This window comes from Pseudomonas sp. PL-6 (genome assembly GCF_054110165.1).
Genome location: NZ_CM134189.1, coordinates 13,935 through 37,130, shown reverse-complemented (window position 1 = coordinate 37,130; position 23,196 = coordinate 13,935). Strand labels below are relative to the sequence as shown.

Here is a 23,196-nt window from a genome sequence, read left to right as displayed (position 1 = left end):
CCCCGGATGACATCCGGGCCACAGGATTTACCGCATGAACATCGTCATCCTCGGCGCCAGCGCGCTGGCCACCGCCCAGCGCCTCCAGGCGCTTTATCCACAGGCGCTGATCCATGGCCTGCGCGGCCGCGCCGAGGCCGCCGAGCGCCATTACGAGGACTTCGGCGAGACTCTGCGTGCCCTCTATCGCGCCGGGCAGCCGCTTGTGGTGCTATGCGCCGCCGGCATCGTCATCCGCAGCCTCGCCCCGCTGCTGGCGGAAAAGGGCGCCGAGCCACCGGTGCTGGCCCTGGCCGAGGACGGCAGCGCCGTGGTGCCGCTGCTCGGCGGCCTGGCCGGGGTCAATCGCCTGGCCCGCGAGATCGCCGCGCACCTGGGGGTTACGCCGGCCATCACCACCAGCGGCGAACTGCGCTTCGGCACCTGCCTGCTGGAGCCGCCAGCCGGCTATTCCCTGGCCGACCTGCAGCAGGGCAAGCGCTTCGTCAGCGACCTGCTCGGCGGCGAGACGGTACGCATAGAAGGCCAGGCGCCCTGGCTGGAGGCCGCGCAGCTGCCTGTGGATGACGCCGCCAGTCGGGTTATCCACATCACTGCACAGGCGCGCCCGGCGCAACCGGAAGAACTGTTGATCCACCCGCGCGTCGCCGCTGCGCTGATCGAACGCCCCGATGCCGAGTTGCCGGCACGTCTGCAGCAGGCGCTGAGCGATGCCAAGCTGGCGCCGCAAGCGCTGGCCGTTCTGCTCGCGGACAAAGCCTGGATGGCCAACGCCGACCTGCACGCAGCGGCACGCGAACTAAACCTTCCGCTGCGCTTTATCCACAGCACCACCGAGCTGCCGCCCGAGCACCTTGTAGGCGACGGCCTGCGCCTGCTGCTGGGTGAACAGCCGCTGGATATCGAACGCCTCGGCCAGCGCCGTGGCCGCCTCAGCGTGGTTGGCCTCGGTCCCGGTGCCGCCGAACACATGACCCCCGCCGTGCGCCGTGCCCTCGACGAGGCCGAAGACCTACTCGGCTACGACACCTACCTGAAGATGGCCGGCCCGCTGCGCGCCGATCAATGCCTGCATCCCAGCGACAACCGCGAAGAGCTGCAGCGCGCCGCCCACGCCTTCGAACTGGCCGCCAGCGGCCGCCGGGTGGTGATGATCTCCTCGGGCGACCCCGGCGTGTTCGCCATGGCTGCCGCGGTGATGGAGGCGCTGGAAAGCCCGCAGAGCGAGGCCTGGCACGGTGTCGAGCTGGAGGTGCTGCCGGGCGTCTCCGCCGCCCTGGCCACCGCCGCCAAGGCCGGCGCGCCGCTGGGCCACGACTTCTGCCTGATCTCGCTGTCGGACAACCTCAAGCCCTGGGCGGTGATCGAAAAACGCCTGCAGCATGCTGCCGCCGCGGATCTGGCCATGGCCTTCTACAACCCGATCTCCAGGGCCCGCCCCTGGCAGCTCGGCCGCGCCCTGGAGCTGCTGCGCCAGCACCGTGCGCCGGAAACCCTGGTGGTGCTGGGCCGCGATATCGGCCGCCCCGCCGAAGCGCTGCGCAATCTGACCCTCGGCGAGCTGACGCCGGAGCTGGTCGATATGCGCACCCTGGTGATCATCGGCTCCAGCCAGACCCGCCGCTTCCCCCGCGCCGAGGGGGGTGCGTGGGTCTATACGCCACGCTGGTATCCCGACTGAGTGGCCGATGGCCAGGCCCCGAATTGCATCCGGGCTAGCCGATATGCCGGGGCAGCGGCCGTCTCATTCGGCCTGGTGGCAGACCACGCACAGCTTGTTGCCGTCCGGGTCGCGGAAGTAGGCGCCGTAGTAATCGGGGTGGTATTCGGGGCGCAGGCCCGGTGCGCCGTCGCAACGTCCACCCTGGACGAGCGCCAGCCGATGGGCCTGGTCGACCTGGGCGCGGCTCTGCGCCAACAGCGCCACCATCTGCCCGTTACCGGGATGATGGGCGGCGCCGTCGAAAGGCTTGCCGATCAACAGCAACGGTCGGGGCTCCGGCTTCGATTGCCAGGCGGCCCAGGGCTTGTGCTCATCGACAAAGCGCAGCTCGATGCCCAGCAACGCCATGAGCGGCTGGTAGAAGGCCCAGGCCCGAGGGAAGTCGCTCACACCGATATAGATATGGGAAAACATGCAGCCTCCTCGTTGCCCAGCCTTCAGGCCTGCAGCGCATCGCCAACGGCATAGTAATGACCACCGGCGACATGATGCAGGCTGCGCAGAGCCGGATCGGCGGTCTCGAAGTGCCAGCGGCCGTCGCGGAACACCCGCTCGTCCGCCCAGGCCGCGATCACCTCGCCGATGAACAGGTCATAGGCCTGCTGGTTGTGCGGCTCATCGAGCAAGCGGCAGACCAGCCAGGCCGAACAGCCGGCCACCAGGGGCAGGTCGTGGCCGTCCATTTCGAACAACTCGACACCGGCGCGGGCCAGCTTCGCCGGCTCGTCGGCGAGGCTGGTATTGCCCACCGCCTGGGTCAGCTGCAGCTGCGCCACGGTCGGAATCTGGATGGCGAACAGGCCGCTGCCTTCGATCAGCGCGCGGGTACGGGTGGCCTTGTCCAGCACCACAGTGAGCTTCGGCGGGTCGAAATCCAGGGCGCAGCACCAGGCCGCCGCCATGACGTTATCCACAGCCTGGTGGCGGGCGGACACCAGCACGGTGGGACCATGGTTGAGCAGGCGGTAGGCCTTGGCCAGGTCGACGGGACGGATGGACGCGCTCATGCAGACTCCTGAAAGCGGAAAAGGCGCTCGCATGCTGGCCCGTGAGGACCCGCATCGCAAGCGCCGGCGGCAGTGGATCAGAATTCCTGCACGGTGGGGCGCAGGACGATCTCGTTGATGTCGACATCGGCCGGCTGCTCGATGGCGTAGGCGATGGCGCGCGCCACCGACTCGGCCGGAATCGCCTGCTTGTAGAAGTCGACGACGAAGTCGCGGCTCTGCTGGTGCGAGCTGCCGAACTTCAGCTCGGAGTCCACCGCGCCGGGCTCGATGGTGGTGGTGCGGATGCGGCCACCGACCTCATGGCGCAGGCCCTCGGAAATGGCGCGCACGGCGAACTTGGTGCCGCTGTAGACGGTGCCGCCCGGGCTGAACACCTTGATCCCGGCCACCGAGGCGATGTTGATGAAATGCCCGGCGTTCTGCTGCTGGAACACCGGCAGCGCCGCGGCGATGCCGTACAGCACGCCCTTGATGTTGATGTCGATCATGCGCTCCCACTCCTCGACGCGCACGTCGCTCAGTGGCGCGATGGCCATCAGCCCGGCGTTGTTGACCAGCACATCGACACGACCGAAGGTGTCCAGCGCACCCTGGATCAGCGCCTTGACCTCATCGGCGCGGGTCACGTCAGTCTGGTAGGCCACGGCCTCGCCACCGGCGGCGACCAGCTCGCTGACCAGCTGCTCGAGACGCTCCTGGCGCCGCGCGGCCAGCACCAGCTTGGCGCCCAGTTGGCTGAGGTGACGCGCGGTGGCTTCGCCCAGGCCGCTGCTGGCGCCGGTGATGACCACGACCTTGCCGGAAATGTTGTTGCTCATGGGTAAGCCCTCACTCTCGATTCGTTGGAGTGTCCGTGCCGTATGCCGAACATGGGCTCAGGTTAGGGGCGATTTCAGTTTCAATGAATGGAAGAGTTTGGATTAGGCTATTCCACATTCTGGAATACAAAGGCGCCCCGACATGCTCAACCGCATGGAGATGATCCGCATCTTCTGCAGCGCGGCCGACTGCAGCAATTTCCGCGAGGCGGCCACACGGCTCGGCGTTTCCCCGCAGGCGGTGACCCGCGCGATCAAGGCGCTGGAGGAGGAGCTCGGCGAGATTCTCTTTCATCGCAACACCCGCCAGGTGCATATCACCGCCTTCGGCCAGGCCTACGCGGTGCGCGCCCGGCAGATGCTGGAAGATTTCGACGCGCTGTTTCGCGGCCACCGCGCCGAGGCCGAATCGGCCATCAGCGGGCGCATCGGCATCACCGCGCCGCAGGCCATCGGCAAGCGCTTTCTGGTCGGCTTTCTGCAACCCTTGCTCAAACAGCACCCGCAACTGGTGCTGAACCTGCGCCTGGAGGACGAGATCACCGACGCGGTGGAGGCGCAGATCGACATCGGCATCCGCGTCGGCTTCCTGCGCGACAGCCGCTACGTCGCCCGCGCCCTGGCGCCGGTGCCGTTGCAGGTGGTGGCCACGCCGGAGCTGATCGCCGCCAGCGGCGCACCGCGCACCCTCGACGATCTGCAACAGCGGCCGCTGTCGGTGCTGATCGACCGCAAGAACGGTCGCCCCTGGCCCTGGACCTTCGCCCAGGGGCCCAGCCTGCATCCGCCCGCGCCGGCGCTGGTGTGCGACGACCCCGAGGCCGAGCTGGAGGCCGTGCTCGCCGGCCTGGCCTACGGTCAGTTGCCCGCCTACCTGGCTCAGCCGTACCTGGAAAGCGGCCGCCTGCAGGCGGTGCTGGAAGAACAGGCGCCCGATCCCTGGCAGCTGTTCATCTACCGCCCCCAGCAAGGCCCTGTATCACCCCGCGTGCGCCTGGTGTTCGACCACCTGCACGCCTGCTTTGCCGATCCGGCGCGTTTTCCACAGGGCGCTCGCCACTGAACCGCCGGGCTGCGGCCAGCGGTGCCTGGGGGCTGACCGACCACCCTGCTGGGTTGCAAGACGGGGTGACGCAGCCGACCGGATGATGGTGGAGAAGGCTTCGCGGTTTTCCACCCGACACATGGACCATGCGCAGGGGGATAAGGCGCTGCTTGTACCGTCTCCAATTCACTCCTGCGCCCCCTCTTTGCGCAGCAGATAGCTGTCCATGATCCAGCCATTGCGCTCGCGCGCCGCCGCGCGGGTGCTGGCGATGCGCTCGGCCAGCTCGTCCAGCGGGCCGGCGATTAGGATTTCATCGGCGGTGCCGACGTAGGCGCCCCAGTAGATGGCAAGGCCCTGGCCGACGAAGCGGCGGTAGCTGTCCTTGGCGTCGAGCATCACCGCCACGCTGTCCACCCCCGGCGGCCAGCCTTCGGCGAGCAGGCGGCCGGTGGTGATCTCCACGGCACGGCCGATGCTGTTGAGCGGGATACGGTGGCGCGCGGTCAGCGCCTGCAGGCTGGTGATGCCGGGGATCACCTCAAAGGCGAAATCGCTGCGACTGGCGGCGATGGCCTCGGCGATGCGGATGCTGCTGTCGTACAGCGAGGGGTCGCCCCAGACCATCAAGGCGGCCGTTTCGCCATCGGCCAGCTGCTGGTCGATCAGCTGCTCGAACACCGCCTGCTTGTCGCGGTTGAGCTCGTCGACGCTGGCGCGGTAGTCGGCGGCGTCGCGTTCGCGCTCCGGCTGCAGGCCTTCGGCGAAACGCGGCGTGTGGCCGTCGAGGAAACGCGCGCAGATTTCCCGGCGCAGGGCGTTGAGCTTGTGCTTGGCCGGGCCCTTGTCCATCAGCAAGATCAGGTCGCTGCGGCGCAGCGCCTTGATCGCCTGGACGGTGATGTAGTCCGGGTCGCCGGCGCCGATGCCGACCAGCAGCAGGGTTTTCATGGGGTTCTCCAGGTGCGCCCGGGCATGCCGGGCGCCAGGTCGTCGATATGGTGGTAGTCGGCCTGCAGCGCCTGCGCCAGCTGGCGCGCGCGGCCCAGGCGGATGGGCGCGCGCTCGGTGTCGAGCAGCAGGCTCGGGCAGGGCAAGGGCGTCAGCGCCGGCCAGTCGCGCAGACGGCCATCGGTGAGGATCAGCAGGCGCTGGCATTCACTGGGTTTCAGGCGCTGGCGACGCTGTAGCCAGTCGCCGGCCTGCTGCAGCGCATCGAGCAGCGGCGTGCCGCCACCGGCGCCGAGTTCCTGCAACCAGCGATGCAGCTCGGCGCCGGCCTTGCGCCCCTGCCACAGCCACTGCGCCTCACGACCGCCGGCCTGCAGCACGGCCAGGCGGGCGCGCTGGCGATAGGCGCTGTCGAAGACTTCGGCGAGCACGCCCTTGGCCAGACTCAGCGCGCCGTGGCGGCGGGTCGAAGCCGAGGCATCGACCAGCACCAGCCACAGCTGCTCGGCCTGCCGGCTGCGCGGGCGCAGCACCAGTTGCTCGCGGCGTTGCGGACGGCCCTGGCGCAGAGTCGCCGCCCAGTCGATACGACCGGCCACGCCGCTGCGGGCGGCGCCACGCAGGCCGCCGCCGAGTCGTCCGGGCCGATTGCCGGCATCCGCGCCTGTGGCTGTGTGCGGGCGGATGCTCAGGGCTTTTTTGCCCAGCGCGGCGGCACCCGTCGTTCGCCCATGGCCTGTGGCTGCGCCGGCAACTCGCCCCACTGACCTTCACCCTGGCTCTGTTCCTGCGCCTGCTGCGGCGCCTGGCTCTGCTCGGGCGGCGTGCTGGCCTGAGGTTGTGGCGGGCGACGACGGTGGCGCAGGACGAAGTCCTCCACCGCCTCGATATCCACAGGCTCGATGCCCGCCGCGCCACGCCAGGCGGCATGGGCACGGGCGGCGCGCAACCAGACCAGGTCGGCGCGCAGGCCATCGACCGCGGCGGCGAAGCAGCGCTGGCTGATCTCGCCCAGGGCGGCGTCATCCAGCGGGATATCGGCCAGACGCTGGCGGGCATTGCGGCAGCGTTCGGCGAGGGCGTGCTGCTCGGTCTGCCAGCGTTGCAGGAAGGCGGCGGGGTCGGCATCGAAGGCCAGGCGGCGGCGGACGATCTCGGCGCGCGCGGCCGGCTGCGGCTGGCCATCGAGGGCCAGGTTGAGGCCGAAGCGATCGAGCAGTTGCGGGCGCAGCTCGCCCTCCTCGGCGTTCATGGTGCCGATCAGCACGAAGCGCGCGGCATGGCGGTGGGAGATGCCGTCACGCTCGACGTGATTGACCCCGCTGGCGGCGGCATCCAGCAGCAGGTCGACCAGATGATCGGGCAGCAGGTTGACCTCATCGACATAGAGCACGCCGCCGTCGGCCCGGGCCAAGAGGCCGGGGGAAAACTGCGCGCGGCCCTCGCCGAGGGCCGCATCCAGATCCAGGGTGCCGACGATGCGCTCCTCGCTGGCGCCCAGCGGCAGGGTGACGAAGCGCCCACCGTCCAGCAGATCGGCCAGGCCACGGGCCAGGGTGGACTTGGCCATGCCGCGCGGGCCTTCGATCAGCACGCCGCCGATGGCCGGGTCGATGGCCGCCAGGCACAGCGCCAGCTTCAGCGAATCGGCGCCGACCACGGCGGCGAGGGGGAAGTGGTATTCGGTCATGGACATGATCCGTGGAGTTGGACGTAGCCCGGATGCAATCCGGGGCCTTTGATCGCGCATTTCCCGGGTTGCATCCGGGCTACGGGCTGCATGCCCCCGTAGGGTGGGTTAGCGGCGCAGAACGCCGGCCTTGTATCTGCAGAAAAACTCGGCGCGCCGCGTAACCCACCAGGCGATATACCGTGTGGCGCCAATGGTGGGTTACGCCGCAACCGCGACAGCCGGCTAACCCACCCTAAGGGAATGCCTCGCGTCATAACTCCTCGCTATCGAGCAGCAGGTTTTCCAGCGCCTCGCGGTACTCACCGGGGGTCTGCCACAGTCCGCGCTGCTGGGCTTCCAGCAGGCGTTCGAGCATGTCGTTGAGGGCGCCGGGGTTGTGCTGCTGGATAAAGTCGCGGGTGTCTTTGTCGAGCAGGTAGGCATCGGTGAGCAGCGCGTACTGGTGGTCATCGACCAGCTCGCTGGTGGCGTCGAAGGCGAACAGGTAGTCGACGGTCGCGGCCAGCTCGAAGGCGCCCTTGTAGCCGTGGCGCTTCATGCCCGCGATCCACTTGGGGTTGGCGGCGCGAGCACGCACCACGCGGCCCAGTTCTTCCTTCAAGGTGCGGATGCGCGGCGTATCCGGCTGGCTGTTGTCGCCCAGGTAACTGGCCACCTTGAGGCCGCGCAGGGTTTCCACCGCCGCCAGCATGCCGCCCTGAAACTGGTAGTAGTCGTTGGAATCGAGGATGTCGTGCTCGCGGTTATCCTGGTTGTGCAGCACCGCCTGCAGCTGCTCCAGGCGTTCGGCGAACTGCGCCCGCGCCGGCGTGCCCTTGGCGCCGCTGCCGTAGGCGTAGCCGCCCCAGTTCAGATACACCTCGGCGAGATCCGCGCGGCTCTGCCACAGGCGCTCCTCGATGGCGTTCTGCACCCCGGCACCATAGGCCCCCGGCTTGGCGCCGAACACCCGCCAGCCGGCCTGGCGCCGTGCTTCGGCTGCATCCAGGCCGCTGTCCTCGAGCGCCAGCGACTCACGCCAGACCCGCGCCGACAGCGGGTTCATGTCTTCCGGTTCGTCCAACTCGATCACCGCCTGCACGGCCTCGTCGAACAGGCGGATCAGGTTGCTGAAGGCATCGCGGAAGAAGCCCGATACGCGCAGGGTCACGTCCACTCGCGGGCGGCCGAGCTGCTCCAGGGCCAAGACTTCGAAGCGCTCGACGCGCTGGCTGCCCGGCTGCCATACCGGGCGCACGCCCATCAGCGCCAGCGCCTGGGCGATATCGTCGCCGCCGGTGCGCATGGTCGCCGTGCCCCACACCGACAGGCCGAGCTGGCGCAGGTGGTCGCCCTCGTCCTGTAGATGACGTTCGAGCAGACGATCAGCCGCCTGCACGCCGAGGCGCCAGGCGGTCGGCGTGGGCAGATGGCGCACGTCGAGGGTGAAGAAGTTGCGCCCGGTGGGCAGCACATCCAGGCGCCCACGGCTCGGTGCACCACTCGGCCCTGCAGGGACGAAACGCCCCTCCAGCGCTGCCAGCAGGCCGCCCATCTCGGCGTCGCCGCATGCATCGAGCAACGGCGCGATATGCTCGGCCAGGCCGTCGAGAATCAGCGCCACCTCGGCGCCAAAGGCTTCGCTTCGGTCCCCCGCCAGGCGCTGTTCGATCAGCCTCAGCGCCAGCAACTCCAGGCGTTCGCGGGTGTCGCCGACCGTGCGCCACAGGCTGTTATCCACAGCCTGCAACGCCTGTGGACGCAGCCCGTCCCAGGGCTGGCCCATATCGCAGTCAAGTGGATCGAGGCCCAGTTCCAGGCCACGGGCCAGCGCGCGCAGCAGGCTGGCATTGGCGCCCTGGCCATCGCCACGGGGAATGCGCAGCAGCGCCAGCAGGGTATCGCGACGCAGCTGGCCGGCCGGCGACTCGCCGAACACGTGCAGGCCGTCGCGGATCTGCGATTCCTTGAGGTCGCACAGGTAGGCGTCGAGCTGCGGCAGCCAGCTGTCGGCATCGTCGTTGAGTTGCAGGCCCAGCTCGCGGTCGAGGCTGGCCTCGCGCACCTTGGCCAGGATCTCGCCGCGCAGCTCCACGGCGCGGCGCTGGTCGAGCTGGCTGGCCTCGAAATATTCGTCGGCCAGGCGCTCCAGGTCGCGCAGCGGGCCGTAGCTCTCGGCACGGGTCAGCGGCGGCATCAGGTGATCGATGATCACCGCCTGGGTACGACGCTTGGCCTGCGCGCCTTCGCCCGGGTCGTTGACGATAAAGGGATAGATATTCGGCAAGGGGCCGAGCAGCGCCTGCGGCCAGCAACCCTCGGACAGGCCGACGCTCTTGCCCGGCAGCCATTCCAGGTTGCCGTGCTTGCCAACGTGGATCAGCGCATCGGCGGCGAAGGCCGTGCGCAGCCAGGCGTAGAAGGCGATATAGCCGTGCGGCGGCACCAGATCGGGGTCGTGGTATACCGCCGCCGGGTCGAGCTGGTAGCCGCGCGCCGGCTGGATGCCGACGAAGGTGAGACCGAAGCGCAGGCCGGCCACCATCATCCGCCCGCTGCGGAACATCGGATCCTGCTGCGGCTCGCCCCAACGTTCGCGCACCGCCTGCTGGTTGGCCGCCGGCAGGCTGTGGAAGAACCGCAGATAGTCATCCAGTGCCAGACTCTGCGCACAGGGGCGCGAGTCCAGGCCATACAGATCGTTGGTGACGCCACCGAGCAGGCTGTGGACAAGTGCGGTGCCGCTGTCCGGCAGCTTATCCACCGGGTAGCCCTGCTGTTGCAGCGCGCGGAGGACATTCAGCGCGGCGGCCGGGGTATCCAGGCCGACGCCGTTGCCGATGCGGCCGTCACGGGTCGGGTAATTGGCCAGGATCAGCGCGATTCGCTTCTGATTGTTGCTTTTAAGCGCCAACTTGCACCAGTTACGTGCCAGCTCGGCGACGAAGGCCATGCCCGATTCATGCGCCTGGTAGCACAGCACATCGCTCTGGCTGCGCTCGCTGCGCCAGGCCAGGCCCTTGAAGCTGATGGCGGTGCCAATCAGCCGGCCATCCAGCTCCGGCAGCACCACGTGCATGGCCAGGTCGCGCGACCCCAGGCCCTGGGCGCTGGCCTGCCACTGCGCCTGGTTGTCCAGCGCGCAGATGGCCTGCAGCACCGGGATATCGCGACGGAACACCCGCGCCTGCGGCGCCTCGGGGTTGGATAATGCGAAGCCGGTGGTGTTGATGATCAGCGCGGTATCCGTCTCATCCAGCCAGGCCTGTACCTGCTCCAGGCAGACGGCCTCCTTGAGGCTGGCCAGCGCAATCGGCAGCGGGTTGAGGCCCTGGGCCTGCAAATGCTGGCAGAAGGTATCGACGAAGGCGGTGTTCGCCGACTGCACATGGTTGCGGTAGAACAGCAGCGCCACCACGGGCGCGCCGGGTTGCCACTGCGCACGCCAGGCGGCCAGCTTGGCCGGACTGTGCTGCGGGTGATAGAGGCCGACACGCGGTAGCGGCTGTGGCTCCCGCCAGCTGTCGGCGCGCCCCAGCCAGCGGCTGCCGATGCAGCGAAACAGCTGGCGGGCGTTGTCCAGCCCGCCCTGGCGCAGGTACTGCCAGAGGCGCTGGCTGTCCTCCTCGGCGACATTGCCGAGCGCACTCAGCTCAGGGTCGGGCTTGTCGTCGCCCGGCACCATGATCACCCTGGCGCCGCGCGCGCCCAGCTCCACCAGGCGTTCGACGCCGTAGCGCCAGTAGCTGACGCCACCATGCACCGAGATCAGGATGACCTTGGCGTGCTGCAGCACCTGCTCGACGTAGTAGTCCACCGAGGCGTGGTTGCTCAGCTGCGCCGGGCTGGCCAGGCGCAGGCTGGGGTAATCGTCCGGCAGCTGCCGCGCGGCCTCGGCCAGCAAGGACAGGTGCGAATCGCCGGTGCACAGGATCACCAGCTCGGCCGGGGTCTGGCCGAGGTCGGCGATGCTGTCGGCCGGTAGCTGGGCGCCGGGCTGGGTGCGTAGAAGGTGCATCAGAGGTCCCGATAAATCGCCGGCAAGCCGGCTCCTGCGGGATGTGTAGGAGCCGGCTTGCCGGCGATCACCATCAAACCAGCGCCGCTTGCAGCTCGGCTTCGATGGCCGCGCGGTCGAGCTGCTGGCCGATCAGCACCAGGCGGCTCAGGCGCGGCTCGTCGGCCTGCCAGGCGCGGTCGAAGTGGCGGTCGAAGCGCTGGCCGACACCCTGGACCAACAGACGCATCGGTTTGCCAGGGATGGCGGCGAAGCCCTTGACCCGCAGGATGCCGTGTTTGCCCACCGCGTCCTTCAGCGCGGGCAGCAGGCGCGCCTCCTCGGCTTCGGGTAGTTCCACGTGGAACGAAGCGAATTCTTCGTGATCGTGGTCGTCGTCTTCATCGTCGTGATGGGTGCGGCGGCTGTCGATATGCAGCTCGGTTTCGCTGTTCAGGCCCAGCAGCACGTCCAGCGGCAGCTCGCCGCCGTGCGCCTCGATCACCTTGATCGCTGGCGGCAATTCCTCGGCCACCTCCGCGCGCACCGCGGCCAGCGCCTCGGCGTCGAGCAGGTCGGCCTTGTTGAGGATCACCAGGTCGGCGCTGGCCAGCTGATCGGCGAACAGCTCGTGCAGCGGCGATTCGTGGTCGAGGTTGGGGTCGAGCTGGCGCTGCGCGTCCACCTGCTCGGGGAAGGCGGCGAAGGTGCCGGCCAGCACAGCCGGGCTGTCGACTACGGTGATCACCGCATCGACGGTGCAGGCGTTGCGGATTTCCGGCCAGTTGAAGGCCTGCACCAGCGGCTTGGGCAGGGCCAGGCCGCTGGTCTCGATCAGGATATGGTCCAGATCGTCACGCCGCGCCACCAACTCGCGCATCACCGGGAAGAACTCCTCCTGTACGGTGCAGCACAGGCAGCCATTGGCCAGCTCGAAGACGCGGCCCATGGCCTCTTCCTCGCTGCAGCCGATGGCGCACTGCTTGAGGATCTCGCCGTCGATGCCCAGCTCGCCGAACTCGTTGACGATCACCGCGATACGGCGCCCCTCGGCGTGAGCCAGCAGATGGCGCAACAAGGTGGTTTTGCCGGCACCGAGAAAACCGGTGACGATGGTGACGGGCAGTTTGGCGAGGGTTTTCATGGATGGCCCCGTGGCGACGATAAATTCGGCGGACGGGGACGGGCAGACAGGCAGGCAGGCGCGAGCGTGCTGGCCGCGTCGGATCACCCCGTCCGAACAGTTGGCTGACGAAACGAGGCAGGTCTCCTGGCTCACGGGTTGCGCGGCGCGCATCCCTTCACCTTCCCGCCGGTTGGCAGTGGTCTAACGAAGGGCATAACCGTTTACAGTTGCGGGGGCAGCCAGGGCATCGACCCTGTTCCCTCTTAGCTTCCCGGCGGCACTGCCGGGAAGAACCTCGAACGCGAGAAGGCTACGCAGGCCGCGGCGCTCGGTCAATCGCGGTTGACCGGTGGGGGGCGCCATGTTGAGCTACGCCGCCACTCAGCCCGAATACCGCTTATGCTGCCCGCCTCTTCCACATGCCGCTCAGCATCGCCGCCGCAGGTCGTGGCCGGACTGGGCTGCCGCCGTGGCTGCAGCCTGGACGAGCTGAAAGCCCTGCTTATCCACAGCCTGAGCCAGCATGAGCTGACTGTGGATAACCTGGCCGGATTGGCCAGCATCGCCCACAAGCGCGAGGAAACGGCACTGCAGGAACTGGCCGAGCAGCTGAAGCTGAGGCTGCAGTTCTTCAGCAGCGAAGAACTCGCGCCTCAGCAGTCGGCCACCGGCGGCAGCGCCCTGGTCCAGTCCGTCACCGGCAGCCCCGCGGTGGCCGAGCCCTGTGCCCTGGCCCTGGCCGCCCGCCTGGGCGCCACGCCTCGTCTGCTCGGCGAGAAAAACCGCACGGCCAACGCCACCTGTGCGCTGGCCACTTTCGAGAGAGAGCCCGCAGCATGACCGTCTACTTTATCGGCGCCGGCCCCGGCGACCCCGAGCTGATCACCGTCAAGGGCCAGCGCCTGATCCGTTCGTGCCCGGTGATCCTCTACGCCGGCTCGCTGGTGCCCGAAGCGGTGCTGCAGGGCCATAGCGCCGAACGGGTGGTGAATACCGCCGAGCTGAATCTCGCAGAAATCGTCAACCTGCTGCATCAGGCCCATAAGCGCGGCCAGGACGTGGCCCGCGTGCATTCCGGCGACCCTTCGCTGTACGGTGCCATCGGCGAGCAGATTCGCGAGCTGCGCGCCCTCGGCATCCCCTTCGAGATAGTCCCCGGCGTCACCGCCACCGCCGCTTGCGCGGCCCTGCTGGAAAGCGAGCTGACCCTGCCCGGCGTGTCGCAGACCCTGATCCTTACCCGCTACGGCACCACCTCGCCGATGCCCAAGGGCGAGCAGTTGCATGACCTGGCCAGGCACCGCGCGACCCTGGCCATCCACCTCGGCGTGCGTCAGCTGCCGGCCATAGTCGGCGAGCTGCTGCCGCACTATGGCGCCGACTGCCCCATCGCGGTTATCCACAGGGCGAGCTGGCCCGATCAGGACTGGGTACAGGGCACCTTGGCCGATATCGAGGCCAAGGTCGCCGCCAAGGACTTTCGCCGCACTGCGCTGATCCTGGTCGGCCGCGTGCTAGATCCGGGCGCCTTCGCCGAATCGGCGCTGTACGACGCGGCGCATCGTCATCTCTACCGTCCCGGCACCGATTGAGCTTGGCGAAAAACCGAACAAAGCGCTGGAAGCCTTGCTATCTCTGGATTCCAGAGCCTTATCAACAGGATAGAAAGCCTGTTATCCAGGTGCTCTGTGGATAGTGGGCATGCAGGCGTGCAGTTTCTGTACAAGTCGCTGAAAGACCCAATCTATCAGGGCTTTAGCCAGGTATCACGAGGATATCCACAAGTTGATCCCCGGCAACTGTGGGCAACGGCTCACAGCTGCACCTCGACCCGCTTGATACCCAGAGCCCGCAGCTCCGGCATTAGTGCATCCAGGCTGGCAAAGGTCTGCACCTGCTCGTCTTCATCCACCAGAAAGAAGCTGCGGCCCGCGTCTTTCTTGAACAACACGATCCACTCCGTGGTATTGGCCGGGTTGACCATGATCTGGGTATCGAACAGAACGCCCTCGGCCGTTCTGCGTTTCACATCTGCGCGCTTCATCCGCTCTCCTGTTCCTGCCTGAGTCAGGGGCCCAGCCTGCCTGCATGCCTGGCACTAGTGTAAGGGATGAGTGAGCCTCCTTTGCCCTGCTACTGGCGCTGGTGGACTAAACCTATCCATGCTTATATATGCTTCATATACGAAACATATAAAGGAAACCAGCATGGGTATCGTCAATATCGATGATGAGCTGCACGACCAGATCCGCCGGGCGAGCAGCGTGTCGGGCCGTTCCATCAATGCCCAGGCAGGGTTCTGGATTCGCATCGGCATGCTCTGCGAGATGAACCCGACGCTGAGTTTCAACGAGGTGATGGCCGCCGAGCTGCGCGCAGCCGGCGTAGTGGTCCCGCCGCGCATGGCGGACGCCTCATGAGCAAGACGCCGCAGCAGATCGCACTGATGGCGGAATCCGGCAGGTTGCTGGCCTCGGTGTTCGCCTATCTGGACCGCCTGGATCTGCTCGGCATGTCCACCCTGCAGGTCAACGACCTTGTGGATAACTACATCGTCGGTGAACTCAAGGCGCGCCCGGCAAGCAAGGGGCAGTACGGTTTCGCCTACGCCATGAACACGTCGCGCAACGAGGTGGTGTGCCATGGCGTACCCAGCGCTGACGAGATTCTGCGCAGCGGCGATCTGGTGAATTTCGACATCACCCTGGAAAAGAACGGCTACATCGCCGATTCGAGCAAGACCTACCTGATTGGTGAGGTGTCGGACCAGGCTCGTCAGCTCACCCGGATTACCTATGAAGCGATGTGCAAGGGCATCGAAGCCGTGAGGCCGGGCGCCCGGCTCGGGGATATCGGCCACGCCATCGAACGGCACGCTCGCGCCCACGGTTATTCGGTGGTTCGCGACTACTGCGGCCACGGCATTGGCCGGGAAATGCACGAGCCACCCGAAGTGCTGCACTGGGGCAAAGCCGGCACCGGCCTGACGCTGCGCGAAGGCATGACCTTCACCATCGAACCCATGCTCAACCAGGGCAAGGCGGATGTACGCACCCTGCGCGACGGCTGGACGGTGGTGACCTGCGAAGGCCAGCTCTCGGCGCAATTCGAACACACCGTGGCGGTCACCCGAGACGGCGTACGCGTGCTTACGCTGCGCCCCGAAGAGCTGCACCTGAGCAAGATTTCGGCGTGATAGAAACGCAAAAGCCCGTCCAGATGGACGGGCTTTTCTTCGCCAGCGGCCTTATTCGACCGTGACGCTCTTGGCCAGGTTGCGCGGCTGGTCGACGTCGGTGCCCTTGAGCACGGCGACGTAGTAGGACAGCAGCTGCAGCGGCACGGTGTAGAGGATAGGCGCGAGCAGGTCGTGGATATGCGGCATGGCCACCACGTGGGTGCCCTCGCCGTTGCGCATGCCGGCCTGCTGGTCGGCGAAGACGATCAGCTCGCCGCCGCGGGCGCGCACTTCCTGCAGGTTGGACTTGAGCTTTTCCAGCAGCTCGTTGTTCGGCGCCACCGTGACCACCGGCATGTCGGCGTCGACCAGCGCCAGCGGCCCGTGCTTGAGCTCGCCGGCCGGGTAGGCCTCGGCGTGGATATAGGAGATTTCCTTGAGCTTGAGCGCCCCTTCCATGGCCACCGGGTACTGCGCGCCGCGGCCGAGGAACAGGCTGTGGTGCTTCTCGGCGAACAGCTCGGAGATCTTCTCGACTGTCTTGTCCATCGCCAGCGCCTCGCCCAGGCGGGTCGGCAGGCGACGCAGCTCTTCCACCAGCTCGGCGGTCAGCGCCTTGTCCAGGTTGCCGTGCACCTGACCGAGGGCCAGGGTCAGCAGCATCAGGCCAACCAGCTGGGTGGTGAAGGCCTTGGTCGAGGCCACGCCGATTTCCGGGCCGGCCTGGGTCAGCAGGCACAGGTCGGACTCGCGCACCAGCGAGCTGGTGCCGACGTTGCAGATCACCAGGCTGGCCAGGTAGCCGCCCTGGCCCGGCGCCTTCTCCTTGGCGTTGCGCAGCGCGGCAAGGGTGTCGGCGGTCTCGCCGGACTGCGACACGCTGACGAACAGGGTGTCCGGCTGCACCACCACCTTGCGGTAGCGGAACTCGCTGGCCACTTCGACCTGACAGGGGATGCCGGCCAGCTCTTCCAGCCAGTAACGGGCGACCATGCCGGCGTGGTAGCTGGTGCCACAGGCGACGATCTGCACGTTCTTCACCTTGGCGAACAGCTCGGCGGCCTGCGGGCCGAAGGCCTGCACCAGCACGTGGTCGCTGCCCAGACGGCCTTCCAGGGTGCGTTGCACCACCTTGGGCTGCTCGTGGATTTCCTTGAGCATGAAGTGGCGGTATTCGCCCTTGTCGGCGGCCTCGGCGCCTTCGTGGTACTGCACCGCCTCGCGCTGCACCGGCTGACCGGCGGCGTCCCACAGCTGCACGCTGTCGCGGCGAATCTCGGCGATGTCGCCCTCTTCCAGGTAGATAAAGCGGTCGGTGACCTGACGCAGCGCCAGTTGATCGGAGGCGAGGAAGTTCTCGCCGTGGCCCAGACCGATCACCAGCGGGCTGCCGCTGCGGGCGGCGAGCAGACGGTCGGGCTGCTTGGCACTGATCACCGCCAGGCCGTAGGCACCGTGCAGTTCGGGAATCGCGGCCTTGAGCGCGGCGGTGAGGTCGCCGAGTTGCTGCAGCTTGTGCTCGAGCAGGTGGACGATGGTTTCGGTGTCGGTATCGGAGCTGAACAGGTAGCCCAGGCCCGTGAGGCGCTCGCGCAGCTCTTCGTGGTTCTCGATGATGCCGTTGTGCACCACGGCCAACTCATGACCCGAAAAGTGCGGGTGGGCATTGCGCTCGCTCGGCGCGCCGTGGGTGGCCCAGCGGGTGTGGGCGATGCCCAGACGCCCGGCCAGCGGCTCGGCCTGCAGGGCGGCCTGCAGTTCGCTGACCTTGCCCACGCGGCGGCGGCGATCCAGTGCGCCCTGCTCGGTCAGCAGCGCCACCCCGGCGCTGTCATAGCCGCGGTATTCCAGGCGCTTGAGGCCTTCCACCAGAACAGGGGTGATATTGCGCTCCGCGATGGCGCCGACGATTCCACACATGCTTGTCTCCTCAAGTTTCCAGCGGCGCGAGAATCAGCTGGATGCCGCGCGCGCGTATTTGTTCGGCCGCCTGGGCATCCAGGCGCGAATCGGTGATCAGGGTATGCACGCTGCCCCAGGGCAGCTCGAGATTGGGGATACGCCGGCCGATCTTGTCGCTCTCGACCATGACGATGACCTCGCGGGCCACCTCGGCCATCACCCGCGACAGGCCGAGCAGCTCGTTGAAGGTGGTGGTGCCGCGCTCCAGGTCGATGCCGTCGGCGCCGATAAACAACTGGTCGAAATCGTAGGAACGCAGCACCTGCTCGGCCACCTGGCCCTGGAAAGACTCCGAGTGCGGGTCCCAGGTGCCGCCGGTCATCAGCAGCACCGGCTCGTGCTCTAGTTCGCGCAGGGCGTTGGCCACGTTCAGCGAGTTGGTCATCACCACCAGGCCGGGCCGGTGGCCGAGCAGGGGAATCATCGCCGCGGTGGTGGTGCCGCTGTCGATGATGATCCGCGCGTGCTCGCGGATGCGCGTCACGCCAGCACGGGCGATGGCCTGCTTGTGCGGGGAAAGCGGTTGCGTCGGCTCGCCGATCAGCTCCTGCGGCACCGGCACCGCGCCGCCGTAGCGGCGCAGCAGCAGGCCGTTCTTCTCCAGCGCAGCGAGGTCCTTGCGGATGGTCACTTCGCTGGTGGCGAAGTGCTGCGCCAGGGCGTCCACGCTCACCTCGCCCTGCTCGGCGAGCAAGGCGAGAATGGTGTGGCGACGTTGCGGCGTATTGCGCTTCGACATGCTTAAGTTTCGATTCGAAAGATAATGGCGCGAATCAAAACCTAACGAAGCTTTCCAGTCAAGCGCGAATCGACGTAGGGCGCGCAGGTCGCGGACTGGTCCGCCGGGGGTGCCGGACGAGGCGGCGCCCTGCCCGGCCCGCTCGCTCAACGAGTCGGCAGGATCGCGTTGGGGTCGAGGTAGAGCATCTTCTTCCAGCCCTGGGTCGAGTCGTCCACGCGCCAGGGCAGCGGCAGCAGGCTGACGATCGAGTAGTGCAGATGCGCCGGTTTGCCACGGGCGTTGCCACTGTCGCCGACCGAGCCCAGCACGCTGCCGGTCAGCAGCGGCTGGCCCGGATAGACCTCGACGCTGTGCAGGTGGGCGTAGTAATGAATGCGCCACTTCGGCCCCAGGGCGACGACCACCTTGCCGCCCTGCTCGATCTCGCCGCGAAACAGCACCAGGCCGTAGCTGCTGGAGCGCACCGGCGTGCCGAGCCTGGCGAAGATGTCGATGCCCTTGTGCACGCCGGAGCGTCCCCAGGGCTCGAACCAGAAGGTCTGCGGATTCCAGTCCCGGGCGCTGGCGCCGTCCACCGGAACCCGCGGCCATTCCGGCAGCAAGGCCCAGAGCAGCAGCAGCCCGGGCACTATCCAGCGTTTGCCTGGTGGCATCCTTGCCGGCTCCGTCAGGTCTTCTTGGTCGGCCGCTTCCAGCCTTCGATATTGCGCTGCTTGGCTCGGCCGACGGCCAGGGTGTCGGCCGGCACGTCGGCGGTGATGGTCGAGCCGGCACCGGTGGTGGCGCGGTCGCCGAGGGTAACCGGCGCTACCAGCGCGCTGTTGGAGCCGATAAACACGTCCTCGCCCATCACCGTGCGGAACTTGTTGGCGCCGTCGTAGTTGCAGGTGATGGTGCCGGCGCCGATATTGGTCCGCGCGCCGATCTCGGCGTCGCCCAGGTAGCTCAGGTGGCCGGCCTTGGCGCCCTCGCCGAGCACCGCGTTCTTCAGCTCGACGAAGTTGCCGACATGGGCCTTGGCCCCCAGTCTGGCGCCAGGGCGCAGGCGGGCGAACGGACCGCAGTCGGCGCCCTCGCCCAGCTCGGCGCCTTCCAGGTGGCTGTTGGCCTTGACGATGGCGCCCTTGCGCAGGGTCGAGTCCTTGATCACGCAGTTCGGGCCGATCTGTACGTCATCCTCGATCAGCACCTGGCCTTCGAGAATCACGTTGACGTCGATCAGCACGTCGCGGCCCACCGTCACCTCGCCACGCAGGTCGAAACGCGCCGGGTCGCGCAGGGTCACGCCCTGGGCCATCAAGCGCCGCGCGGCGCGCTGCTGGTAGTGGCGCTCCAGCTCGGCGAGCTGGATGCGGTCGTTGGCGCCCTGCACTTCCATGGCGTCCTGAGGCTGCTCGGTGGCCACCAGCAGGCCGTCGGCCACGGCCATGGCGATCACGTCGGTGAGGTAGTACTCGCCCTGGGCGTTGCTGTTGGACAGGCGGCCGAGCCAGTCGCCCAGGCGCTTGCCGGGCACGGCGAGGATGCCGGTATTGCCCTCGCAGATCTGCCGCTGCTCGGGGGTGGCGTCCTTGTGCTCGACTATGGCCTGCACCACGCCAGCGGCGTCGCGGACGATACGGCCATAGCCGGTGGGGTCGACCAGGTCGACGGTGAGCAGGGCCAGTTGCTCGTCGGCTACCTTGGCCAGCAGGCGCTGCAGGGTCTCGGCTTCGATCAGCGGCACGTCGCCGTAGAGGATCAGCACGCGCTCGGCACTCAAGGCCGGCAGCGCCTGGGCCACGGCATGGCCGGTGCCGAGCTGCTCGGCCTGCAGGACGAAGTTGAGGTCGTCGGCAGCCAGACGCTCGCGTACCCGCTCGGCGCCATGGCCGATCACCACGTGGATGCCTTGCGGCTGCAGCTGACGGGCGGTGGCGATCACATGGCCGAGCATGGACTGGCCGGCGACCGGGTGCAGGACCTTGGGCAGGGCGGAACGCATGCGCGTGCCCTGACCGGCGGCGAGGATAACGATATCGAGCGACATGGAAGCAGATCCTATCTGTAGCCCGGATCAGGTCCGGGGGTGATCGTCCCGGATTGCATCCGGGCTACTGACTGACAAAGGTAAAAACGGCGGACAAAGAAAAAGGGTAGCCAAGGCTACCCTTTCTCCCAACGCGGTTGAAGCCGCCGACGTTAGCCGCCGAACTTCTTGCGCAGCTGCTGGACGGTACGCAGCTGGGCCGCGACCTCCGCCAGGTGAGAAGCGGCGGAACCGTAGTCGAATTCCGCGCCCTGCTGGTGCAGGGCCTTCTCGGCAGCCTTGAGGGCCTCCTGGGCGGCGGCTTCGTCGATATCGGCAGCACGCTGCACGGTGTCGGCGAGAACCTTGACCATGTTCGGCTGCACTTCGAGGAAGCCACCGGAGATGTAGTACACCTCGGCTTCGCCGCCCTGCTTGATCAGGCGGATCGGACCCGGCTTGAGGTCGGTGATCAGCGGCGCGTGGCCCGGAGCGATACCCAGATCACCCAGGTTGCCGTGCGCAATCACCATCTCGACCAGGCCGGAGAAGATCTCCGCTTCCGCGCTGACGATATCGCAATGGACTGTCATAGCCATACGCTTGCCTCACGTGACAGGCTGTGGACAAGTTTATCCACAACCTGATGCGCCCGTCGCCGGGCGCATAGGGTGATTACAGTTTCTTCGCCTTCTCGATGGCTTCTTCGATGCCGCCAACCATGTAGAACGCTTGTTCCGGCAGGTGGTCGTAGTCGCCCTTGAGAATGCCGCTGAAGCCGGCGATGGTGTCCTTGAGGGACACGTACTTGCCCGGCGAACCGGTGAAGACTTCGGCCACGAAGAACGGCTGGGACAGGAAACGCTGGATCTTACGAGCGCGCGATACCAGCTGCTTGTCCGACTCGGACAGCTCGTCCATACCGAGGATGGCGATGATGTCCTTCAGTTCCTTGTAACGCTGCAGCACGTACTGAACGCCACGAGCGGTCTCGTAGTGTTCGTTGCCGATGACGTTCGGGTCCAGCTGACGGCTGGTGGAGTCCAGCGGGTCAACGGCCGGGTAGATACCCAGGGAAGCGATGTCACGGGACAGTACGACGGTGGCGTCCAAGTGGGCGAAGGTGGTCGCCGGGCTCGGGTCGGTCAGGTCGTCCGCAGGTACGTAGACGGCCTGGATCGAGGTGATCGAGCCTTTCTTGGTGGAGGTGATGCGCTCCTGCAGAACGCCCATCTCTTCGGCCAGGGTCGGCTGGTAACCCACTGCCGACGGCATACGGCCGAGCAGTGCGGATACTTCGGTACCGGCCAGGGTGTAACGGTAGATGTTGTCGACGAACAGCAGTACGTCACGACCCTCGTCACGGAACTTCTCGGCCATGGTCAGGCCGGTCAGCGCCACGCGCAGACGGTTACCTGGCGGCTCGTTCATCTGACCGTAGACCAGGGCTACCTTGTCGAGAACGTTGGAGTCCTTCATCTCGTGGTAGAAGTCGTTACCCTCACGGGTACGCTCGCCCACACCGGCGAACACGGAATAACCGCTGTGCTCGATGGCGATGTTACGGATCAGTTCCATCATGTTCACGGTCTTGCCGACGCCGGCGCCACCGAACAGACCGACCTTACCGCCCTTGGCGAACGGGCAGACCAAGTCGATCACCTTGATGCCGGTTTCCAGCAGCTCGTTGCCGCCGGCTTGCTCGGCATAGCTCGGCGCAGCGCGGTGGATTTCCCACTGCTCTTCTTCGCCAATCGGGCCGGCTTCGTCGATCGGGTTGCCCAGCACGTCCATGATTCGGCCCAGGGTCGCTTTACCGACCGGTACCGAGATGGCCTTGTGGGTGCGGGTGACGTCCAGGCCACGCTTGAGGCCTTCGGTCGAACCCATCGCAATGGAACGCACCACGCCGTCGCCCAGCTGCTGCTGGACTTCCAGGGTGGTTTCGGCGCCGACTACTTTCAGCGCCTCGTATACGGCTGGCACCTGATCACGCGGGAATTCCACGTCGATAACGGCGCCGATGATTTGAACGATACGTCCGCTACTCATCTTTGGTTCCTCTGAATATTTGAACCGTTCTTAAACCGCGGCAGCGCCGCCGACGATTTCCGAAATCTCTTGGGTGATCGCTGCCTGACGCGCCTTGTTGTAGATCAGCTGCAAATCGCTGATCAGTTCACCGGCGTTGTCGGTGGCGTTCTTCATCGCGATCATCCGCGCAGCCTGCTCGGCCGCGTTGTTCTCGACCACCGCCTGGTACACCTGCGATTCGACGTAGCGAACCATCAGACCGTCGAGCAGCTCCTTGGCATCGGGCTCGTACAGATAGTCCCAGTGATGCTTGAGCTCTTGATCCGGATCGGCCACCAGCGGAATCAACTGTTCCACCGTCGGCTTCTGCGTCATGGTGTTGATGAACTTGTTCGAGACCACGGACAGACGGTCGATACGCCCTTCGAGGTAGGCATCGAGCATGACCTTGACGCTACCGATCAGGTCGTTGATCGACGGCTCCTCGCCGAGGTGGCTGATCGCAGCAACCACATTGCCACCAAAGTTGCGGAAGAATGCCGCGCCCTTGGAGCCAATCACGCAGAGATCGATCTCCACGCCTTGCTCGCGATCTTTCGCCATGTCCCTGACCAGGGCCTTGAACAGGTTGGTGTTCAGACCACCGCACAGACCGCGGTCACTGCTCACCACCACATAACCGGCACGTTTTACTTCGCGCTCGACCATGAAGGGATGGCGGTACTCCGGGTTGGCGTTGGCCAGATGACCAATCACCTGGCGGATACGCTCCGCGTAGGGACGGCTAGCTGCCATGCGCTGTTGTGCCTTGCGCATCTTGCTGACCGCCACCTTTTCCATGGCGCTGGTGATCTTCTGCGTGCTTTTGATGCTCGCAATCTTGCTGCGAATCTCTTTTGCGCCTGCCATTTGACACCTATCGGGTTAGCA

At 66.8% G+C, this 23,196-nt stretch carries 22 protein-coding genes and 1 riboswitch; of the genes, 6 read left to right on the top strand and 16 right to left on the bottom strand.

What is annotated here, in order from left to right; translation table 11 throughout:
* The first annotated feature begins 34 nt into the window (after window positions 1-34).
* Window positions 35-1,681 (top strand): precorrin-3B C(17)-methyltransferase, encoded by a 1,647-nt coding sequence (gene cobJ, locus ACW9UL_RS00185; RefSeq protein WP_457788453.1) that lies wholly within the window; start codon window positions 35-37, stop codon window positions 1,679-1,681.
* A 63-nt stretch (window positions 1,682-1,744) separates the two neighbouring features.
* Here cobJ and ACW9UL_RS00180 read toward each other — a convergent pair whose 3' ends face one another.
* From ACW9UL_RS00180 to ACW9UL_RS00170, 3 genes are all read right to left on the bottom strand, one after another.
* Window positions 1,745-2,137 carry a VOC family protein gene (locus ACW9UL_RS00180; RefSeq protein WP_122110230.1) on the bottom strand — a complete coding sequence of 131 codons (393 nt, stop codon included), beginning with the start codon at window positions 2,135-2,137 and terminating at the stop codon, window positions 1,745-1,747.
* Window positions 2,138-2,160: 23 nt separating this feature from the next.
* Window positions 2,161-2,730: a flavin reductase family protein gene (locus ACW9UL_RS00175; RefSeq protein ID WP_457788452.1), complete on the bottom strand. Its 570-nt coding sequence runs from the start codon at window positions 2,728-2,730 to the stop codon at window positions 2,161-2,163.
* A 77-nt stretch (window positions 2,731-2,807) separates the two neighbouring features.
* Entirely contained in the window at window positions 2,808-3,551 is a 744-nt protein-coding gene (locus ACW9UL_RS00170) for an SDR family oxidoreductase (RefSeq protein ID WP_457788451.1), read from the bottom strand.
* 142 nt (window positions 3,552-3,693) lie between these two features.
* Here ACW9UL_RS00170 and ACW9UL_RS00165 point away from each other — a divergent pair, with 142 nt between their 5' ends.
* Window positions 3,694-4,614: a LysR family transcriptional regulator gene (locus ACW9UL_RS00165; protein ID WP_457788450.1), complete on the top strand. Its 921-nt coding sequence runs from the start codon at window positions 3,694-3,696 to the stop codon at window positions 4,612-4,614.
* Window positions 4,615-4,782: 168 nt separating this feature from the next.
* Here ACW9UL_RS00165 and cobF read toward each other — a convergent pair whose 3' ends face one another.
* From cobF to cobW, 5 genes are all read right to left on the bottom strand, one after another.
* Entirely contained in the window at window positions 4,783-5,547 is a 765-nt protein-coding gene (cobF, locus tag ACW9UL_RS00160) for a precorrin-6A synthase (deacetylating) (protein WP_457788449.1), read from the bottom strand.
* Window positions 5,544-6,254, bottom strand: a complete 711-nt coding sequence (locus tag ACW9UL_RS00155; protein WP_457790884.1) for a vWA domain-containing protein — start codon at window positions 6,252-6,254, stop codon at window positions 5,544-5,546. The genes cobF and ACW9UL_RS00155 overlap by 4 nt, the downstream gene beginning before the upstream one ends.
* Complete coding sequence (locus ACW9UL_RS00150; protein WP_457788448.1) at window positions 6,236-7,243, bottom strand: magnesium chelatase ATPase subunit I; 1,008 nt, start codon at window positions 7,241-7,243, stop codon at window positions 6,236-6,238. The genes ACW9UL_RS00155 and ACW9UL_RS00150 overlap by 19 nt, the downstream gene beginning before the upstream one ends.
* Before the next feature lie 247 nt (window positions 7,244-7,490).
* Window positions 7,491-11,237 (bottom strand): cobaltochelatase subunit CobN, encoded by a 3,747-nt coding sequence (gene cobN / locus ACW9UL_RS00145; protein ID WP_457788447.1) that lies wholly within the window; start codon window positions 11,235-11,237, stop codon window positions 7,491-7,493.
* Window positions 11,238-11,310: 73 nt separating this feature from the next.
* Window positions 11,311-12,360, bottom strand: coding sequence for a cobalamin biosynthesis protein CobW (gene cobW / locus ACW9UL_RS00140; protein WP_457788446.1), 1,050 nt, complete (start codon window positions 12,358-12,360; stop codon window positions 11,311-11,313).
* A gap of 99 nt (window positions 12,361-12,459) precedes the next feature.
* A riboswitch (cobalamin riboswitch) is annotated at window positions 12,460-12,655 on the bottom strand.
* Between the two features lie 134 nt (window positions 12,656-12,789).
* Here cobW and ACW9UL_RS00135 point away from each other — a divergent pair.
* Window positions 12,790-13,182, top strand: coding sequence for a cobalamin biosynthesis protein (locus tag ACW9UL_RS00135; protein WP_457788445.1), 393 nt, complete (start codon window positions 12,790-12,792; stop codon window positions 13,180-13,182).
* On the top strand, window positions 13,179-13,934 hold the full coding sequence (cobM, locus tag ACW9UL_RS00130) for a precorrin-4 C(11)-methyltransferase (RefSeq protein ID WP_457788444.1): 756 nt from the start codon (window positions 13,179-13,181) through the stop codon (window positions 13,932-13,934). Before ACW9UL_RS00135 ends, cobM begins: the two co-directional genes overlap by 4 nt.
* A 221-nt stretch (window positions 13,935-14,155) precedes the next feature.
* Here the strand turns inward: cobM and ACW9UL_RS00125 are convergent, their stop codons facing one another.
* On the bottom strand, window positions 14,156-14,386 hold the full coding sequence (locus ACW9UL_RS00125; RefSeq protein WP_457788443.1) for a hypothetical protein: 231 nt from the start codon (window positions 14,384-14,386) through the stop codon (window positions 14,156-14,158).
* A 163-nt stretch (window positions 14,387-14,549) separates the two neighbouring features.
* Here ACW9UL_RS00125 and ACW9UL_RS00120 point away from each other — a divergent pair, with 163 nt between their 5' ends.
* Together ACW9UL_RS00120 and map are read left to right on the top strand one after the other, a co-directional pair.
* Window positions 14,550-14,762: a ParD-like family protein gene (locus ACW9UL_RS00120; RefSeq protein WP_021442417.1), complete on the top strand. Its 213-nt coding sequence runs from the start codon at window positions 14,550-14,552 to the stop codon at window positions 14,760-14,762.
* Window positions 14,759-15,538 (top strand): type I methionyl aminopeptidase, encoded by a 780-nt coding sequence (gene map, locus ACW9UL_RS00115; RefSeq protein ID WP_457788442.1) that lies wholly within the window; start codon window positions 14,759-14,761, stop codon window positions 15,536-15,538. Before ACW9UL_RS00120 ends, map begins: the two co-directional genes overlap by 4 nt.
* Window positions 15,539-15,589: 51 nt before the next feature.
* On the opposite strand, the gene glmS is transcribed toward map, so the two are convergent.
* From glmS to atpG, 7 genes are all read right to left on the bottom strand, one after another.
* Window positions 15,590-17,440 (bottom strand): glutamine--fructose-6-phosphate transaminase (isomerizing), encoded by a 1,851-nt coding sequence (gene glmS / locus ACW9UL_RS00110; RefSeq protein ID WP_457788441.1) that lies wholly within the window; start codon window positions 17,438-17,440, stop codon window positions 15,590-15,592.
* 10 nt (window positions 17,441-17,450) lie between these two features.
* A complete protein-coding gene (locus ACW9UL_RS00105) occupies window positions 17,451-18,221 on the bottom strand; it encodes a DeoR/GlpR family DNA-binding transcription regulator (RefSeq protein WP_457788440.1) in 771 nt (256 codons plus the stop codon).
* 146 nt (window positions 18,222-18,367) lie between these two features.
* Window positions 18,368-18,877: a M23 family metallopeptidase gene (locus ACW9UL_RS00100; RefSeq protein ID WP_457788439.1), complete on the bottom strand. Its 510-nt coding sequence runs from the start codon at window positions 18,875-18,877 to the stop codon at window positions 18,368-18,370.
* Window positions 18,878-18,891: 14 nt separating this feature from the next.
* Complete coding sequence (gene glmU, locus ACW9UL_RS00095; RefSeq protein ID WP_021442422.1) at window positions 18,892-20,253, bottom strand: bifunctional UDP-N-acetylglucosamine diphosphorylase/glucosamine-1-phosphate N-acetyltransferase GlmU; 1,362 nt, start codon at window positions 20,251-20,253, stop codon at window positions 18,892-18,894.
* A 152-nt stretch (window positions 20,254-20,405) separates the two neighbouring features.
* The gene (locus ACW9UL_RS00090; RefSeq protein ID WP_031302723.1) at window positions 20,406-20,831 is read right to left on the bottom strand and encodes a F0F1 ATP synthase subunit epsilon; all 426 of its coding nucleotides are present in this window, start codon (window positions 20,829-20,831) and stop codon (window positions 20,406-20,408) included.
* A 76-nt stretch (window positions 20,832-20,907) separates the two neighbouring features.
* Window positions 20,908-22,284 (bottom strand): F0F1 ATP synthase subunit beta, encoded by a 1,377-nt coding sequence (gene atpD, locus ACW9UL_RS00085; RefSeq protein ID WP_021442424.1) that lies wholly within the window; start codon window positions 22,282-22,284, stop codon window positions 20,908-20,910.
* A 30-nt stretch (window positions 22,285-22,314) separates the two neighbouring features.
* On the bottom strand, window positions 22,315-23,175 hold the full coding sequence (gene atpG / locus ACW9UL_RS00080) for a F0F1 ATP synthase subunit gamma (protein ID WP_021442425.1): 861 nt from the start codon (window positions 23,173-23,175) through the stop codon (window positions 22,315-22,317).
* Window positions 23,176-23,196: the final 21 nt, after the last annotated feature.